Below are 17,013 nucleotides of genomic sequence, written 5' to 3'. Positions count from 1 at the left end.
ATGCGATGGAAGCTGTGCTTCATACAGCGGCTTAACCGCCTTGGCGGTTGCTATATTAATCATCCTTTGATCAATAGCGTAGGCGCAGCTCAACCTAGGCATCGCGTAAAAAGTAGCGAGAAATCAAGGTTTAGCGGTAGATAATCAATAATGTTTTGAAAAGGTTTTGAAATGGTAAAAATATCCTCGTCAGGAATAATTTAGGTTATGTGGTAACCAGACAATCAAACGCTATTAATGTTATGAATAACATTAATTACACCATGTTTATTGGGAGGAGCATTTGCTGGCATAGCTACTCTAATTATCACAAGGAAAACCAATTTTTTTATTGAAGCATTTAGATTATTAATTGGAGCTATAGGAGGTTGTGAAGGTCTATTAATCTCGGATATTTATTATCTTAAAGACAAGAATCCAAATAAACTACTTAAAACAGTTATTGATTATCATCAAGAAACTCCTGGATTCTTTGCTTTGAGTATATCGAGTATATTGGGTATAATAGGTGCAAGTATAGCTATATTTCTGATGAGAAAAGTATTTCGCTGGCGTTCATAAATCTTGACTTCACAAATTTTCACCTGCTTCATCTTCAAAAATTTTAACAATAGCTAAGAATACTGCAAAACCACGAAGTAGTGACCTTCGGATGGGAATAAAAACGATCGCTATAATTCACTTTGGGCGATCGCACCTACGCCACATTTTTAACTGAGATAATTCCTTCACCACACCACTGAATCAGTAACCATCTGTCAGAATCTTTATCCAGTGCTGGCTTGAGACGAAAATTAAAAACCTCTTGCCATACCTCTACACCATACTGGGATACAAAATCTGCCTCCAGTTCTTTGAACTGTTCCCATTGCCGATTTGCGATCGCGGTCAACATGGGAATGATTGCGGTGATTGAGACTTCTGCGGCGACGGGTGTCATTCTGGGTAATCTTCAAAAATACAAATAATCGGCATAGGTGGTTTTTTAGTGTTGATGATTTTAACCAACCGTTTACCTTTACTTCTGGCAGCGCAAAACAGGCTAACTCTGTTTCTGCTGCCGACCAATCTCTTAAATCTGTTACCGGGTCAAACTCCTCTTCATCTGAGCTGTTTGATTGGCTTTCGTCGCTCATGCTTTGATTCGTTAATAGGGACTGCGACTAGGTACAGTTCGGCTCACAAATTTTCACCTGCTGAAACTGCAAGCACTAACAGATAGTAAAATCTTAAGTAATTGACATGATATTGTAAAGCAGCAGACTGCGGCGAAATAATTATAATTTTAAGGAGATTGCTTGATGCTAAACTCATGTCATGTTTACCTCTTACGAGATGGGCAACATCAAGTCCTAACGATTCCTGATGAATTTGCTCTATCCAGTACAGAAGTTTTGTTACGCAAAGAAGGTAATCGATTAATCATTGAACCTATTTCTTCCGGTTCTCTACTTTCGCTGCTTGCCACTTTGGAAGATATTACAGAAAACTTTCCTAACATAGATGAAGGGTTACTGCCACTCGATGACATCGTGCTTTAATCCTGGCCAATGACCTATCAATACCTGCTAGACACCAACATTATTTCAGATTTGGTAAGACATCCTCAAGGTTTGGTGTTTCAGCGGCTTATAGCCGTAGAGGAAAACTGCATTTGTACCAGCATTATTGTAGTGTGTGAACTGCGATTTGGTGCAGCTAAAAGTGGCTCTCTCCGTCTTCTTCATCAACTAGAAAGCATTCTTGAAGTGTTACCTATTTTGTCGCTATCGTCTCCCGTGGATCAGCACTATGCGGTAATTCGCACACACTTAGAGCAAACAGGAAGACCCATCGACCCTAATGACTTACTGATTGCTGCCCATGCCCTAGCCCTTAACCTAACGCTTGTTACAGCAAATGTCCGCGAATTTGAACGCGTACCTGGTCTAAGCGTAGAAAATTGGCTACTTTGAAGGCATACATTGGGGTGCTTTAGTATTTATTATTCATTGCAGTTTGTATAAATTAATACCTATTCAAAGCGTAGCCTCCACAACTGTACCCACCACACAAGCTTTATTCAAATTAACGCCGCTCAAATTTGTACCTTCTAACTCTGCACAGAGTAAATTCGCCCCCGTTAAATTCGCCCCTGCCAAATTCGCCCCCCGCAAGTCAGCTTCTTCCAAATTTGCTTCACTCAATAAAGCCCCTTGCAAATCGGCACGACTCAAGTCTGCACCTTTGAGATTTGCTCCAGTCAGGTTTGTACCGCGCAAGTCAGCACCGCGCAAATCAACGCCTTGCAAGTTGACATTCATCAAATTTGCACCACTCAAGAAAGCACCCACCAATGACACATCACTGAGTCTGGCTCCCATCAAGTTAGCGCCACGCAAATTGCTACCCCGCAAGTCAGCGCCTGTTAAATCTGCTTGCATCAGGTTGGCTCCCATCAAATTCGCCCGCAAGTCAGTTGCTTGGAGGTTGGCTCCCATCAAATTTGCCCCCTCCAAATGTCCACCTTCGAGCTTAGAACCAGCAAAATTAGTGCCGACAAGGCTAGCACCAGCAAGATTAATCCGGCTTAAATCCAGTCGGGAGAGTTCCTCGTCTTCTAAATTTGCCCCTGAAAGTTGTTTGAGTTTTCCTAATTTAATGGCTTCAATATTCATGTAAAGTAACTACCAATCTCTTCACTGATCTTGCTGTGGCTATCCCATTGGGAATCAAGTATCCAGATGCCGGCGCTGAATTTGGGTGTCATCAAGGGTAAGTCGAGTCCCTGTTGTAAACCCATAACTAATAAAGCTAGGGTATCTACAAGTTTAGGGTCAAAGCGCGTAGATTGTTGCTGTCTGCACTCATCTAAAGCTTGAGTAAATATCTGTTCCCGGCTTTGATTTGACGATTTTCGCTCATTGACTCGCCACTGAAAATCTGCCAATAATGCCAAAATCCTCGATTCTAAGGGAATTTCATCTCCAGCTAAACCTGCCGGTTCCCCTGCGCCATTCCACCACTCGCTTTGGTGAGTAATAATTTGGGCAACTGCTCGCAGCCGTGGCATGGTTCGCAATACTTGCGCCCCCGGTACTAAGGGACAAGTTAAGGGGCAACTAGGGGCATCTTCTTGGTAGCGTGTGGAGATACTGTCTGTGAGAACGCTTTCTGCTTTTTGTAATGGATCTATGCGATGCAACAAAGCCGCCAGTCGCAATCTTTTAATTTGCCATGCGGGAAGATCCAAAAGCTGGGCGATCGCTTCAGCAAGAACTACTATTTCCGCAGCTGCCATTGGATTGTTGACATCTGCCATATCCATCAGTTGCGCCATTCGCAAAAAGGCTTGGATTTCGTTTGAAACCAAGTTGCGATCCAAGGTTTGTTTCTGAAGTGCTGTAGGGATAGATAAATTATCTTGCCCAGTCTGGAGGTAATCTACTACACGGGAGACAACTGCACCTAAATTTTGGGATCTGTCCATTGACGGTACAATTTGCTGTTTATCGCCTGTGAGTTTTTCTGCCAGTTTTGGGTTGTATTTTTTGATGTGAGCGATCGCTATTTCTGCTGTTTCTTGCACTAACTCTGGCTCAAATGTCCACAAGCCATAGAATTTGCGCTCTAAGTCTGATGTCGGTACTCCAGTGCTGCCATAATCAGCCTCAGATAATTCTTGACAAATTACCATTGCTGTGTATTTTGGCGATAAAATAATTAAGTGCCACTCCTGCGCCACTGGATCGCCTGAATCTAATGCCACTAAGTCTACGTTGGATAACTCGCTGGTGGGATGCTCTCCAAAGCCAGATTCAGCAGCAGCCATAATCGCAATTTGGCAGCTGCACTGGGCGATGTCTGCATATCGATCAGCTTCTTGTAAATACCATTTTCCCTGTTGAAAGGCTGTGATGACTAAGGGTGTACCGTCGTCGGTTAAAATATGGTCTTCTAGAGCGTGGCACAGGGCAACTAGGGTATTTTTGTAGTAAACACCGAATCGAATTGGCCTGGTGGTATGGCGATGAGCTGCTTCCAGCTGTTGTAGGATTGAACCTTCTAACATGGGATTTGATAAAAATAACCGCAGAGGCACTGAGGAAGATAGAGGGAGAAATTCAGAATTTTGAATTTCTTCACATTTTAGTGTTTTCTAGGATACACCTGCTAACTGTTTTTCTTTTGTCTCTAATGGTGCTGTCAGTGCTGCTTCTAAGTCAGCACAACCCAGCTTTTCTTCTAAGATTTTCATGACTTCGCGCCCGAAGTCGTTGGGGTTTTGTTGCCAAGCTTGCAAGCAGACTTCGCCGAAGAATGAACCAAGGGGTTCGGGATTCCAGAGAAGTTTTTTGGCTGTCCACGGCATCAAACTCATTGGATCGTACCCTGGTTTGAGGATGCCTTCTTTGAAAGCGTATTCTTCTAAATGGGTATGGGGTTGTAGTCCAATAAAGAAAATGGCAGGTTCAACTTTATCTGCACCAAAAATCCGTTCTAGTTCGCGGTGGTAAGCGATGGTTTGGCGGATGGTTTCGGGACGTTCGTCAATCACATTAAAGGAGTAGTTGACGGAAACCAAATCATTAAAACCAGCTGCTTTCAAGTCGCGGCAGTTTTGCAAGACGGTTCGCAAGTTATACCCCATCCGCATTTTCCGCACAAGTTCTTGAGAACCACTGGTAATCCCGATTTCAAAGTAGTTCATCCCAGTTTTTGCCATCAACTCACACAATTCGGGTGTCAAATTGTCGGCTCTGATATATGCTGCCCAGTGGATATCTGTCATACCAGAATCGACGATTTTTTGCAATAGTTCTACAGCATCGGCGATAAATTTTTTCGCGGGGATGAATTGGGCATCAGTAAACCAGAAGTTGCGAATGCCGCGATCGTATAATTGGCGCATCTCAGCAACAACTTCATCTGCTGGGTTGATGCGTACTTGTTTGCCTTCAACAACAGTGTAGACGCAATAACAACAGTTGTGAGGACAACCACGCTTAGTTTGTACACCTATATAAAAGTCTCGATCTTGCAGGTAATAGTTAAATTCCGGCCAGATGCTTTCGATATAATCGTAGTTACAAGCTGTCTTTTCTATTGGGGTGGGTTGTTCGTGAATTAGCCGTTGACGTGGTTGAGTTTCTCCGGCAACGTAACAACGTTCATCGCGAAAATCTCTGCCACTTAAAAGTTTTTCCAGCAGGGTTTCGCCTTCACCCACAGAAATAATTGTCCCTTGGGGTAAGCTTTTACCCAATTGTTCGTAAAATACGCTGACTGCACCACCACCGACAACTACACGAGCATCAGAATTATATTTTTGGGCACGTTTTAAACCGCGTTTGATTAAGCCCTGGTTTTGCCACAACTCTACATAGTAAGCGATGAAGATTCGCAAACCGCCCAATCCGCCGCGTAGTTTCAATAGAGGATTCTTGGCGTAGTAAAATTCAAAAGCGTTTTGCAGTGGGTTGCCACCACGTCCGCCAACTGGGGCATAAATTTGAATATCCCGCCAAGAGAATACTAGTACTGTTGGTTTAAATTCATCAATACAGCGATCCAGGGCCGAACTGTAATCTAAAGGTGGTACTGTTCCCAAATCAAAGATGCGCTGTTCAATATTAGGAAACTGCTTGTGGACATGATCGCTCAGGTAGACAACCCCAATAGGAAAGATGGGGTTACAAGGAAGGCGAACGTAAAGAATTCGATTTTCCATCATCTGTGTTTTAACTTCCATCTTGCCAATCTGTGGAGAAAGCGAGAGAAACATTCAGTTTTAAAGTGTGTGCTTGTTTTATTTGGTTTTATTTATCACAATCATGCTTGACATTTCAGCCGATTATTGATACTCGCTCACCTGCCGTTAACAAGTGCGGAAAACGCTAAAATTGCTGTGCATAAAACATACATGGAATCTATAGAGAGCTTTATGAAGACATTTTTTCATATAGCTTTACCATAACATTGAGTTTATTCATTAAGCGATGATCCCAGCCGATTAATCCTGGGATAGATGAAGCAGCAAAACTCACTTCCTCGCTATGCTAAAAGCAAGGGGATCGTTGTTATGTCAATTCCCTAACAATCTGCTTTAAGAGAATTGAAGCTTTTATACCAGCAAAAAATCTCAAAAACTTTTATTTATAGTATATAATTCCGAAAAAGGTGTGAATAATTACAAAATTTTTATAACTGAAAATATATCTTTAGACAGAAATAATCTACAAAGACTCAGTTGGTATTCGCAGTTACAACAACTGGGGATCAGTGGGTGCTAGGCTTGGCTAGTGTAATGTAAAATTGTGGCGTAAAGCTCCTCAGCAGTTATGGCTCAAATATTAGATCCTCTACCACCTGAGCAATCAGGAAAAATTCTCTGCTGCTACATCAATGCCACGAGCAAAATACAGGTAGCTCGCATCTCCAATATTCCCAACTGGTATTTTGAAAGGGTTGTTTTCCCTGGACAACGTTTAGTGTTTGAAGCTCCACGAAAAGCTCAAGTGGAGATTCATACAGGGATGATGGCAAGTGCAATTTTATCCGATAAGATTCCGTGCGATCGCCTGAAGCTCGAAGAACCCAGTACTAGTGAGTTTGATACAGACTCATCAGATGGAGAAGACCCTATTAATACCAAATTAATGGTGCAGCAAATTAATACAAAAATCGGAGATAGTACAAAACCCTTACAAATCGTTGGTTTAGCCTCGGTTGATTAAAAAAAACAATTTTATCTAAATTTAAGGGTTGCTAATTTAGCAGCCCTTTTTGTTTATTATTTATTGGGAATTGGGTATGGGACATGGGGCATGGGACATTGGTTATTCTCCTTGTCTCTCTTGTTGCCCTCATCTCATTTACAATCATTCTTATGAATCTGCCTTCATTTCTTTGGTTGTGGAAAATAGCCGCCTGGTCTATGGGGTTGTCCCTGCTGGCATATCTAATGTTAGCAATGACCGGCGTTTGGATGTTTCGGGCGAGAACTTCGCAGCAATTTCCTTTTATCACGCCATTTATGGGCGGTAATAAAGGGATGCGATCGCTCCACTATACAATGGGCATCAGCATGGTAAGTTTAGTGCTACTACTGCTAGCGATCGGCATTGTTGGCACTTTAGGGCACTTTGGCTCACTAGGACACTCGTCACATTTGGTTGCTGGGTTAATAGTCGTAGCATTAGTTTTACTGTCTGCTTTCAGTGCCACCCAAATTAGTGTTAGACGACCTTGGGCTAGACCCTTACACATCGGCGTAAATATTATTCTATTTATAGGATTTGCCTGGGTATCCCTGACTGGTTGGATTGTAGTACAAAAGTATTTACCCTAAAAAATTACGAATTACGAATTACGAATTACGAATTATTAAAGTGGCATACCTTATTTGCAACACTCCAGCTAAGACATAGACCTACCCTACAATGAAGAAAAGCATTGTAATTGAGCCGTGACAGCAAACTCAGCCAATATCTCAACTTCTGTTTTTCGTCTGTCTCCTTTGATTCGGATAACGTTGCTGAGTCTATACATAGCACTCACAGTCCCATTACCTTTTTTATCGCAGGTAACAGCTGCACCCGTACCTCCAGAATTATTGTGGATAGGGATTGGCATCGGTTTTGTTGCCTTGTACGCGGTATTAACTGAACAAGTAATGGTAGATGACGAAGGAATTCAGGTTACTTACCCCGCCTGGGTGCCAAGCTTTTTTCGTAAAGGCTGGTCTTTACCTTGGTCACAAGTCAAAGAGTTAAAACCCCGCAGCACTGGTCAAGGAGGGCTAGTTTATTACTTTCTCAGCCAGGATGGGAAAGCTTATTTACTACCGATGCGTGTAGCTGGATTTGCCCGTTTGGTACAAATTGTCCAAGCAAAGACGAGCATTGACACCACAGATGTTCGCCCTTTAGCGCAGCCCTGGATGTACCTGATTTTACTAGTACTCACTCTGCTGCTACTATTAGTCGATGGCTGGGCGATCGCTACAGCCTTAACTAGTACACAATTAACTTAGGTTATTTCTCTGCAATCCTCAGTCCCGTTGAATACAGCAAAAGCCACACTCAGGCTAGAGCAAGTTAATCTGTTTACGAAGCTGAAAACCCAACTTCCCGACAATCAGCAGGGATACCCCATATTGCAGGATATTTCCTTTGAGGCATCCCAAGGCGATCGCATTGCCATTGTAGGCCCAGTAGGTGCTGGGAAAACTTCGTTATTACGCCTCATCAACCGCCTAATTGAACCCACGAGTGGTAAGCTCTATCTAGAAAATCAAGAATATCGCCAAATTCCTGTCATTCAGCTACGGCAGATGCTTGTACTTGTATTGCAAGAATCAAAGCTGTTGGGGATGACAGTTGGGCAAGCCTTGGCTTATCCTTTAGTTTTGCGTGGTTTGCCCAAACAGACAATTGAGCAACGAGTCAATCACTGGACAGACCAACTACACATTCCCAGTGAATGGTTGGGGCGAACAGAGGTGCAACTTTCTGCGGGACAACGACAACTAGTAGCGATCGCTCGTGCCTTAGTCATCCAGCCTAAAATATTATTATTAGATGAGCCAACCTCTGCCCTCGATCCTGGTATGGCTTCTCATCTAATGCAAGTCTTAACCCAGTTGAGCCAAACTCATCAAACCACGATTCTGATGGTAAATCATCAACTGGAACTAGCGCAGATGTTTTGCACTCGGTTATTACACCTACAACAAGGTCATTTATTCGCAAATCAAACAGCCTCAGAGATAGACTGGATTGAATTACGAAAAAGCCTGATTCAAGCAGCAACTCAAGACGATTTTGGATTTTAAATTTTGGATGAGACAGGAATCAGGAATCGTTTTCTTACTCCCCCTCACCCCAGTACTCAATGCCCAATGCCCAATGCCCCATTCACACTTGACTACTAGTAAGTGTTGAACGTTGATTATTAAATCTCTCTCTAGCTAACTTTGTTGTTTGTGACTGTGAAATATTGGTATTCAAAATTTCCATGTTAAAACGGTATCCAACATTGCGGATAGTTTGAATCAAATTGGGTTGCCGGGGATCGAGTTCAACCTTTTTCCGCAGGGATAAAACGTGAGTATCAATGGTACGAGGGTTATCGATAGCGTCAGGCCAAGCACGACGCAGCAATTCCGATCTACTTAGAGGTACTCCTCCAGCCTGTGCCAAAACGTACAGCAAACTAAATTCCTGGGGTGTTAAGTCAATAAACTCCCCTTGAAAGCGGACACGGCGCTGAACTAAATCGATTTGCAAAGTGCCATAATCCAAATAAGCTGGTGCAGTAGGTGTGCGCTTCCGGCGAATCAATGCCTCTACCCGTGCCAAAAACTCTTGCATCCCAAAAGGTTTGCTCAGGTAATCATCTGCACCAGCCTTTAAACCTGCGACTATATCAGCTTCACTATTACGGGCAGATAGCATTAAAATTAGAGGTTGCTGCTGACGATGCAACCAACGACAAAACTCAATGCCATCACCATCAGGCAGGTCTGCATCTAAAACTACCAGTGTTGGTTGATGGCTTAAAAATACTTCCCTTGCTTGATAAATACTGGCAGCTTGATGCACGCGGTATTCCAGTTGTTGCAAGTGCCAACCCAACAACGACCTCAAATGGGGATTCCCCTCAATGATTTCTATACAAACCGAACCCACGGCGGCAAGACCCCTTAGCGTCGATGACTTTCAAAGTAACAAGCCCATCTCTAAGGTTTTGTAGCCTTTGTTACTTCAATTGCGATTAACTTTACATTTACTAATAAAATGAGTGGCAATATCTTTAATCTATGCCTTGCTGATAGGCGATTAGAAATATTATTAAATTTTTATTAAATTTCTCGAAAGTATTGTTAGACTTATAAAAAGTTCTTTTAACTTAACATTTTGCTTTGAGATGGGTGTAATGTGGCAAATATCTATAACCCAACCAGCTAACCCTACTACAACAGCTTTTCAACTTGATTAAACCTGATGGCAAAAGTGGATTTTTTCGCAAAAACTTAGTACTCCCATCCAGGAATATAACATCAATACAATTGGGCTGTGATTGTGAAAATCAAAAAAATAACTTAAGCAGCTAACTAGAATCGATGTTTTCTGGAATAGGATTAAAGTAGCTTGTAGCTGCTATAAGGGTAATACCCAAAGTAGATGTGTTGACTTTGAATTTATGACAAAGTGAAATTACACTTCACTTTTTAGCGTGAATCATTTACAATTCTCATTCCAAAGAGATTAATACAGCAGTTATGCTCCAAGACACACAAACCATCCGCTATTACCAAAGACTCACCGATGCCTTCATCGAGCTATGGAATCGCGGTTATCGCACGGATGATATGCGGATGTATTTGGATGGATATCTAGCCGCACTGCGACATAGCAACGTCATTGAACCTTTTCTGATTCATCGCCTAGAAGAGGAGGCCAGCCGCTTCTTGTACGATGGATCGAACTTTGCAGTGCCGCAACCACAGCCACAACCCGATTACTACTAAGTACCATTTACCTGGTCATTGATAGTAACCGTTAATTACCGCAGATGATTATAGCATATTATCTGTATTGGTCAACGGGTTGTCGTGGTGTGGAATTTTGGAGATATTGTATTGATTAAACGCATCCCCTCAGCCCTATATTGGTTTTGCCAATTAGACTGAGGGGATTGTTGTTTAGCAATAAAATCAAGTCCAACAAAGAGTATTTTTGCCAGAAACCGATTAAAAAATCCTTGAAAGGGGAAATAAATAGTATCTCTCCTGTCAAGGATATAAAAAACGGTATATTGCCTTAATGGCAAATCGCAAATTCAGCAACATACTCTTTAGTTGGGGTAAAAAGAGCTTAAGAAGCTAATGCTACTTCTACCTTTTCTTGCAATTCACCTTTTTGGTACAGTTCAATCAAGATATCAGAACCGCCAAGGAATTCGCCATTAATATATACTTGGGGAATTGTCGGCCAGCTAGAGTATTCTTTAATACCTTGACGAATTTCCGGGTCTGATAGAACGTCAACCGTCTCAAAGGGAACTCCCAAGGTATTGAGAATCTGCACAACGTTGTTAGAGAAACCACATTGGGGCATTAACTTGTTTCCCTTCATGAAAACTAAAATCTTGTTTTCTTGTAGCAAGCTATCAATTTTGTCTTTGAGTTCTGGTGTCATGGTAATTATGTTTCCTATGTTGCATTAATAGAGTGAGGAGTGAGGAGTGAAGAGTGAGGAGTTAAAAATTCATAATTCATAACTCTTAACTTCTAACTTCTAACTCCTAACTTTAGGAACTTGCTGTTGCTTGCCAAGCTTCGGGAGTGTATGTTTTCACCGCCAAGGCATGAATCGCTTCAGTTGACATAGCTTGACCCAACGCACCATAAACTAACTGGTGCTGTTGCACTAGTCCTTTACCTGCAAAGTGCGATGAAACTACTGTCACTTGATAGTGGTCGCCGCCACCAGTCAAGTCTTGCACCTGAACCTGTGCGTCTGGCAGTCCCGCCTTGATCATTTCCTCAACCTGTTGCGGACTAATCATCGCAATTCCTGAAAAAACTTACTTTTCTATTATTAACAGATATAGAGCAAATGCCTGTGCCAACTTCAGGTTTTGGCAAGGTTGTAGATAAACGCGCCTCTGAGGTGTCTTCTTGAGAACGTTTGGTCAAGGCTACGGCGGATAGCTCTATCCTAGCACTGGGGCGTTGCCAAGCGACTGATTAGGGAGATAGGGAAGATATAATTTATTTTTTTGGGGATGAAGAGGATGAATTACCACCTTCTCTGGGATAGGGAGAATCAACAAAACCCAACTCAAACAACTGTTTATAGGCTTTCTTGCCTAAATCTCGCGTCGGGTTTTGACTCTTAATTATTTGAATTAACAATGGTACAGCTAATTCTGGCTGATTTTGTGCCCGATGTACCAATGCTAGCTGAAAGGTGGCTTCATCTCGCTTTTGGGCTGTTAATAGAGCTTTTTGACGCTGAGAATCAGAAACTCTGTTGTCAATTCCCGAAAAGCTAGAATTTAACTCTTGATAAAAATTAGATAGCTGATTATAAACTTGACGTGCTTCTTGCAGTTTCTTGGCAGCTAAGGGGTAGTTTTGAGCAGAAACAGCTTGTTCTGCGTCTTTTACTAAGCGATCGCCACCTGCAATGCTCAAAAGGCTGTTACTTTCGGTTATAGGGCGGAGGTTATTAGGATTGTTGGGGTCAATGAGTTGTGGTTGGCTGGTAGTGCCTGGTGACTGTGATACCTGAGCATTCACAGGTGATAGCAGGCTAAGGACTGCTATAACTGATAAAACAGTACGGTGCATCAAGGTAACAGCGACAGCAGTGTTCATGGGATCAATTAGTGCGACAACTATATAAAAGAGTTATGGAAACTTCGGGTATCTTAACTCTGTTTTGGTCTTGGACAAAGCAAAGTTACATCCTAAGTATCTCTGATTTAGACTAAAAATCAGTTTAATAGAGTTCCCATTACCCCTGTATACCAACAAACTTATATCGCTGTGATGAGCGATACCTACAAGGAAGTGCGTCACCATCTGTCTGACTACCGACTTTCCTCCCCAATAATTATCTCAGGTTAACTGAGATATTTGGCATGATAATTTTCGCAAGGCACTCACTGCTTGAAGTATTTGCGTAGGCGTAGCCCGCCGTAGGCATCAGACCAAACTAGTTCAAAATAGTGATATCTTCAGTCGGCGCTTCCCAACTTTTATTTAACTGTCTTACAAAATAGTGAAAATATTTATCATCAAGTAATTCAGTAGTTTGCAGACAATTAATTAGCTATTGGCTCAAAAAAATGCCAATTTGGCTGAATATATTATTAATAGAGCGTAATCTATATATATACATCCTCAAAGGTTGCAAAATACTACTAATCTTTTGTGACTTACTCAGGATGAATATAGCAGTTAGTAATTAGTGTCACATATTGGATTTTGCAGTTTCTTAATTATGCACGGTCAATGATTATAAGGTTTGACTACATCAAGAATTAGTAATTTCTGCAAATGCGTGATTAGTAACTTTTGTTTCTTGATGGCTCAATTGTTGCAGTGCCTTTGCTAAATCAGTTGTGAGGTTTTTTGCATCTTGTTTTATACAGCCATTCATGTAATCCGCGACTTTAATTGGGGAGCCAATGTCAATACTCACATCTGTACCCCAATTGGGATAAGGTTGGCTGTAGTTAATTCCAATGGGTATAATTTTCACTCCCAGATCGGAATGACTAGATTCAGCACTCAAAGCAAGACGAGCAATTCCCGGTTTCAACTGGTGAACTTGGCCATCACGAAAAATGTTGCCTTCTGGAAAGATTACCAGGGTTTTTTGCTGCTGAAGTAGCTCTACTCCATGTCGTAGCGTGCGGATTGATGGATGCTTAGAATTTACAGGAAACCCCCCCAAACGTTGGACAAACCAGCCTTGCAAACCTTGGCATTCGTCAACTGTTACCATAAATCGCAAGTCTTGCTTTCTCAGACAAGCGGTAGCATAGGGTACAAGCAATGCATCCCAACGCGCCCGATGGGTAGGCGCGAGAATCACAGGCCCAGTTGTGGGGATATTTTTTTGTCCGGTTATTCTAATTTGTCCAAAGAATAATGGTAATAGGCAGTGACGCCCTAATAAATATGCCAGAGGACTTAACCAAGGAGAAACCCTTGAGGTAGTACCAGCTACCTGATGATTTGCTGGTGTGTGCTGGCAGGTATCGGATGAAGAGTAAAATTCCATCATGACGGATGCAGCTGATTGACGGGTAAAATTTAACGAAAAGTCTGATTAGTTACACCGTAGATTCTCTTGCGTGACTTGTCTGGTACTAGATGGACAGTTTTACCTCTGTCCGTTAGTTTACCTTACGCCGCCTAGCAGCAAACCAAGTCTGTAATTGTTGACGACAAGCTGACTCTAGAATGCCTCCGATTACTTGGAGACGGTGATTAGAAGCAACACTATCAGGGATGTTAATAACTGTACGAATGGCGCCAGTTTTTGTATCGTCTACTCCATATACCAGTAGTCCTAGTCGTGATTGGACGATCGCACCTGCACACATCGGGCAAGGTTCGAGAGTTACATAAAGGGTGCATTCATTAAGATGCCAATTTTGTAAAGTTGTTGCCGCTGTCTTGATAGCGAGAATTTCCGCATGAGCGGTAGGGTCTTTGTCACGCTCTTTTCTGTTTTCTCCTTGTGCTAGCAATTTGCCTGTTGAATCAATGATAACAGCACCTACAGGGACTTCACCCGCATCACCTGCTGTTTTTGCTAATTCTAAAGCATAACTCATCCATTGTTGATGTATAAGATATTCTGTGTATTTAGTTAACATATTCTTATCAATATAAAAACTTCAAAATTCCACACATTTTCTAGGATGAGTATCTCGCCTGTCCGACAATAAATAAAAAGCATATAGCCCACAGACTAGAAGTCTGGGGCTAAAAACAAATCAAAATTCTTAAATTTAGCCTTACCAAGTCAGCCATTGGGGGCTAATTTGATTTCTAAATAGCGGCTTGGGCTAAAAGAGGATCGAGTTGACTTTGTGTGTCTAACTGATAGAGGTCATCGCAGCCGCCAATGTGCTGGTTATTGATAAAAATTTGTGGTACAGTACGGCGACCGTTGGCGCGTTCTGCCATTTTCGCTCTGGCTGCTTCGTCGCCGTCGATTTTGTATTCAGTGAAATTTACACCTTTCCACCACAACAGCATTTTGGCTCGAATGCAGTAAGGACAAGTTTGCCAGGTATAAAGTTCGACGTTGGCTTTGACTCGCTCTGGATGGCGATTTAAGAGGGGATTAAGAAAGTCCAGCATATTCTTTTAGCAAGTTTTTAAATATTCAACTCAATGTTACCCTTTGTCAATTGGCTAAAGAATTGATTACAAAATATGATTAATTTCCATCTCTGGCAGCAGGTAAATCTTCCTACCATTTAAATTTCAATTAATCAAACAATGGGCTTAAGCCTATTATTACAAAATAGGCAAACTTCGACCACGATGTACTAATAACCTTGGTTTTGGTGCAGGCTAGTGGAGACATCATAAATTCGGAGGACGCAAAGACACGTAGATGCAATTGGAATGACAATTAGCTTATTTCTTTACCCATGCACAAAATCCATGATTTATATATAAAAACGTATAATAAAAACAATATTCTTTCCAGGAAATATTATTAAACTTATTTCTGATTTTATTTTTAAAAATGGTGTAAGAAACAAATAGACAAATTTTTAATAAAAAATTTGTTGTTTTACTTAAAAATCTAAACAATCTAGGAAACACTCTGATGTAATTGAGTGTTATAATATACCAAAATACAAAACCAAATCCCTGACCTTCTCCAGGAGAAAATATTTTTACCTCCGAAAAATTTTTCAACATCCTTCCAACTTCAGCAAAAGTAAATCTGTGATAGTCCATTTGATCGTGAAAACTCCAAAAAAATGGGACATAAAAAAATGCCTCTCCTTTTTCCTCCAAAATATTATAAATATTATCTATTGCTTTCCAATATTCTTCAACATGTTCTAATATGGCATTGCAATAGATACCACTAAAAGAATTAGGTTCTATTTTAGTATTACAAATATCATCTACAAGGTCTGGTTTATATTCAGCAATAATATCAGTAGACACAATTATATTATTGGGATTTTGATTTAATAAATCGATTTTCTTACGACTTAGTGAATAGCTATTTCTTCCACCAATATCAAGCAATCTATCTTTCGAGACTACTCGCTTTTCATATTCTTCTCTAATATGGGGGTTGAAATCAATTTTTGTTTTAAGACCTTGAAATAAATCCATTGTATTGATTTTATTTGACACTCAATTTCAATGTTTTGGAGGTTCTTTCAAATTTAAAAGATTGATATAGCAATCCTAAATGAGTTGTGAAAAATATAGATTAGGAAACGAACAGCCAACAACACCATCGCAAAGCGTCTTGTTAGAAAAGAATGCCAAGAAAAGAAACAAAAAAGAGATATCTAATTTTCACGAATGATTTAGGACTGCTATAGATATTCAGTAAACATTTACACCTTTTTAACACGGAATATTTTAACACGAATGTAGTAAAAACAAGTTTGCTATGTGTAAAGTTACTTATACTTAGCTTTAACTCGCTCTGGGTGGCGATTAAAAAGGGAATTAAAAAATCCGCTTGTATTGCTTACCGCATCGGCGCAGGAACCCATTTTTGGAAACCCTCTAAATGATTCCAGTAAGACAAATATCCAGTCAATGCCCAAATTAGAGCGGCTACTATCAGCACTGCTACGCCAATTAGTCGCCAGGTTCGATTGGTTTTCCAGTAGAGAGTTGGTGCTGCAAAAATACCACCTAATCCAGTTAAAATAAAGCCGATTCCCGATAAAAGCGGTTGCTTTGTCAAATTCAAGTTGATGATACGGATACCCACTACGATCGCAACTGCACCAGCAAAGAAGCCGTAAATGGCGATTGTCAATAAATCCCAACCTTGAGCAAGGGCGATCGCAGCCGCCACAAACAAGATTCCAAATAAAATACTCGTCTCACCGAAGGCAATATTGAAGCTACCCATTATTGGCCAGGTGAAGCTCATGTGTAAACCAGTTGTGAGTGCGATCGCACCCGTAATTCCAAAACCGGGAATCCACTGTTTCTGATTAGAACTATCTATACCACGATACACATAGTCAGCCAGTAGAAATAGCCCAGCTACCATATTGATCAACATGAGTGTGATGTAGTCGATAAACACGATTCACCTCTTAATTTGACAAGCTATTTACTCTGCGCCTCGTTTTTCGGTTTTGAGTGAATTCACCAGCTTTTTTCCTTTATTATTTTATACCTAAAGATAAACACTGAAGAAAAGCAATGTTGTATACATAAACTGCTACCCATCTGACTTTTCCCGTTAAGTCTTGAAAAGCTTGCTCACAAAGGATTTAGGAAAC

Annotated in this window: 21 protein-coding genes; 8 read left to right on the top strand and 13 right to left on the bottom strand. The window is 41.1% G+C overall.

The features are described 5' to 3' along the window. Positions 1–270 precede the first annotated feature (270 nt). Positions 271–561 carry a hypothetical protein gene (locus RMX89_RS33145; RefSeq protein ID WP_322691944.1) on the top strand — a complete coding sequence of 97 codons (291 nt, stop codon included), beginning with the start codon at positions 271–273 and terminating at the stop codon, positions 559–561. A 136-nt stretch (positions 562–697) separates the two neighbouring features. Here RMX89_RS33145 and RMX89_RS33140 read toward each other — a convergent pair whose 3' ends face one another. Continuing rightward, entirely contained in the window at positions 698–940 is a 243-nt protein-coding gene (locus RMX89_RS33140) for a hypothetical protein (protein WP_322691943.1), read from the bottom strand. 361 nt (positions 941–1,301) lie between these two features. Here RMX89_RS33140 and RMX89_RS33135 point away from each other — a divergent pair, with 361 nt between their 5' ends. After that, positions 1,302–1,541, top strand: coding sequence for an AbrB/MazE/SpoVT family DNA-binding domain-containing protein (locus RMX89_RS33135; RefSeq protein ID WP_322691942.1), 240 nt, complete (start codon positions 1,302–1,304; stop codon positions 1,539–1,541). A 9-nt stretch (positions 1,542–1,550) separates the two neighbouring features. Further along, positions 1,551–1,955, top strand: coding sequence for a type II toxin-antitoxin system VapC family toxin (locus tag RMX89_RS33130; RefSeq protein WP_322691941.1), 405 nt, complete (start codon positions 1,551–1,553; stop codon positions 1,953–1,955). A gap of 63 nt (positions 1,956–2,018) precedes the next feature. Here RMX89_RS33130 and RMX89_RS33125 read toward each other — a convergent pair whose 3' ends face one another. From RMX89_RS33125 to RMX89_RS33115, 3 genes are all read right to left on the bottom strand, one after another. After that, positions 2,019–2,657: a pentapeptide repeat-containing protein gene (locus RMX89_RS33125; RefSeq protein ID WP_322691940.1), complete on the bottom strand. Its 639-nt coding sequence runs from the start codon at positions 2,655–2,657 to the stop codon at positions 2,019–2,021. After that, positions 2,654–4,051, bottom strand: coding sequence for a DICT sensory domain-containing protein (locus RMX89_RS33120; protein WP_322691939.1), 1,398 nt, complete (start codon positions 4,049–4,051; stop codon positions 2,654–2,656). The genes RMX89_RS33125 and RMX89_RS33120 overlap by 4 nt, the downstream gene beginning before the upstream one ends. An 87-nt stretch (positions 4,052–4,138) precedes the next feature. Next, positions 4,139–5,731 (bottom strand): photosystem II high light acclimation radical SAM protein, encoded by a 1,593-nt coding sequence (locus RMX89_RS33115; protein ID WP_322683618.1) that lies wholly within the window; start codon positions 5,729–5,731, stop codon positions 4,139–4,141. A gap of 589 nt (positions 5,732–6,320) precedes the next feature. Between RMX89_RS33115 and RMX89_RS33110 the strand changes: the two genes are divergently transcribed. From RMX89_RS33110 to RMX89_RS33095, 4 genes are all read left to right on the top strand, one after another. Next, on the top strand, positions 6,321–6,716 hold the full coding sequence (locus RMX89_RS33110) for a DUF1830 domain-containing protein (RefSeq protein WP_322674997.1): 396 nt from the start codon (positions 6,321–6,323) through the stop codon (positions 6,714–6,716). A 152-nt stretch (positions 6,717–6,868) separates the two neighbouring features. Next, positions 6,869–7,330 carry a DUF4079 domain-containing protein gene (locus tag RMX89_RS33105; protein WP_322691938.1) on the top strand — a complete coding sequence of 154 codons (462 nt, stop codon included), beginning with the start codon at positions 6,869–6,871 and terminating at the stop codon, positions 7,328–7,330. Positions 7,331–7,447: 117 nt separating this feature from the next. Further along, the gene (locus RMX89_RS33100) at positions 7,448–8,014 is read left to right on the top strand and encodes a hypothetical protein (RefSeq protein WP_322691937.1); all 567 of its coding nucleotides are present in this window, start codon (positions 7,448–7,450) and stop codon (positions 8,012–8,014) included. A 27-nt stretch (positions 8,015–8,041) separates the two neighbouring features. After that, a complete protein-coding gene (locus RMX89_RS33095) occupies positions 8,042–8,815 on the top strand; it encodes an ABC transporter ATP-binding protein (RefSeq protein ID WP_322691936.1) in 774 nt (257 codons plus the stop codon). Between the two features lie 82 nt (positions 8,816–8,897). Here RMX89_RS33095 and RMX89_RS33090 read toward each other — a convergent pair whose 3' ends face one another. Then, complete coding sequence (locus RMX89_RS33090; protein WP_094349507.1) at positions 8,898–9,671, bottom strand: response regulator transcription factor; 774 nt, start codon at positions 9,669–9,671, stop codon at positions 8,898–8,900. Between the two features lie 593 nt (positions 9,672–10,264). On the opposite strand from RMX89_RS33090, the gene RMX89_RS33085 reads away from it, so the two are divergent. Beyond that, positions 10,265–10,513, top strand: coding sequence for a DUF6761 family protein (locus RMX89_RS33085; RefSeq protein WP_099102685.1), 249 nt, complete (start codon positions 10,265–10,267; stop codon positions 10,511–10,513). 346 nt (positions 10,514–10,859) lie between these two features. Here the strand turns inward: RMX89_RS33085 and grxD are convergent, their stop codons facing one another. From grxD to RMX89_RS33045, 8 genes are all read right to left on the bottom strand, one after another. Further along, positions 10,860–11,183: a Grx4 family monothiol glutaredoxin gene (gene grxD, locus RMX89_RS33080; protein ID WP_094349509.1), complete on the bottom strand. Its 324-nt coding sequence runs from the start codon at positions 11,181–11,183 to the stop codon at positions 10,860–10,862. Between the two features lie 112 nt (positions 11,184–11,295). Then, positions 11,296–11,553, bottom strand: coding sequence for a BolA family protein (locus RMX89_RS33075; RefSeq protein ID WP_289795312.1), 258 nt, complete (start codon positions 11,551–11,553; stop codon positions 11,296–11,298). A gap of 205 nt (positions 11,554–11,758) precedes the next feature. After that, positions 11,759–12,367 carry a hypothetical protein gene (locus tag RMX89_RS33070; protein ID WP_322691935.1) on the bottom strand — a complete coding sequence of 203 codons (609 nt, stop codon included), beginning with the start codon at positions 12,365–12,367 and terminating at the stop codon, positions 11,759–11,761. Positions 12,368–13,028: 661 nt separating this feature from the next. Continuing rightward, positions 13,029–13,784, bottom strand: coding sequence for a 1-acyl-sn-glycerol-3-phosphate acyltransferase (locus tag RMX89_RS33065; protein ID WP_322674992.1), 756 nt, complete (start codon positions 13,782–13,784; stop codon positions 13,029–13,031). 112 nt (positions 13,785–13,896) lie between these two features. Beyond that, the gene (gene tadA, locus RMX89_RS33060) at positions 13,897–14,382 is read right to left on the bottom strand and encodes a tRNA adenosine(34) deaminase TadA (RefSeq protein WP_322674991.1); all 486 of its coding nucleotides are present in this window, start codon (positions 14,380–14,382) and stop codon (positions 13,897–13,899) included. 175 nt (positions 14,383–14,557) lie between these two features. After that, the gene (gene grxC, locus RMX89_RS33055; RefSeq protein ID WP_069070140.1) at positions 14,558–14,872 is read right to left on the bottom strand and encodes a glutaredoxin 3; all 315 of its coding nucleotides are present in this window, start codon (positions 14,870–14,872) and stop codon (positions 14,558–14,560) included. A 282-nt stretch (positions 14,873–15,154) separates the two neighbouring features. Then, on the bottom strand, positions 15,155–15,874 hold the full coding sequence (locus RMX89_RS33050; protein ID WP_322691934.1) for a class I SAM-dependent methyltransferase: 720 nt from the start codon (positions 15,872–15,874) through the stop codon (positions 15,155–15,157). 367 nt (positions 15,875–16,241) lie between these two features. Then, a complete protein-coding gene (locus RMX89_RS33045) occupies positions 16,242–16,814 on the bottom strand; it encodes a DUF981 domain-containing protein (protein WP_322674989.1) in 573 nt (190 codons plus the stop codon). Between the last annotated feature and the right edge of the window lie 199 nt (positions 16,815–17,013).

The sequence above is a fragment of the Nostoc sp. DedSLP04 genome, assembly GCF_034530775.1.
Lineage (GTDB): Bacteria > Cyanobacteriota > Cyanobacteriia > Cyanobacteriales > Nostocaceae > Nostoc.
Note: the sequence above shows the minus strand (reverse complement) of the source record. Positions and strands in the feature narration are given on the sequence as shown.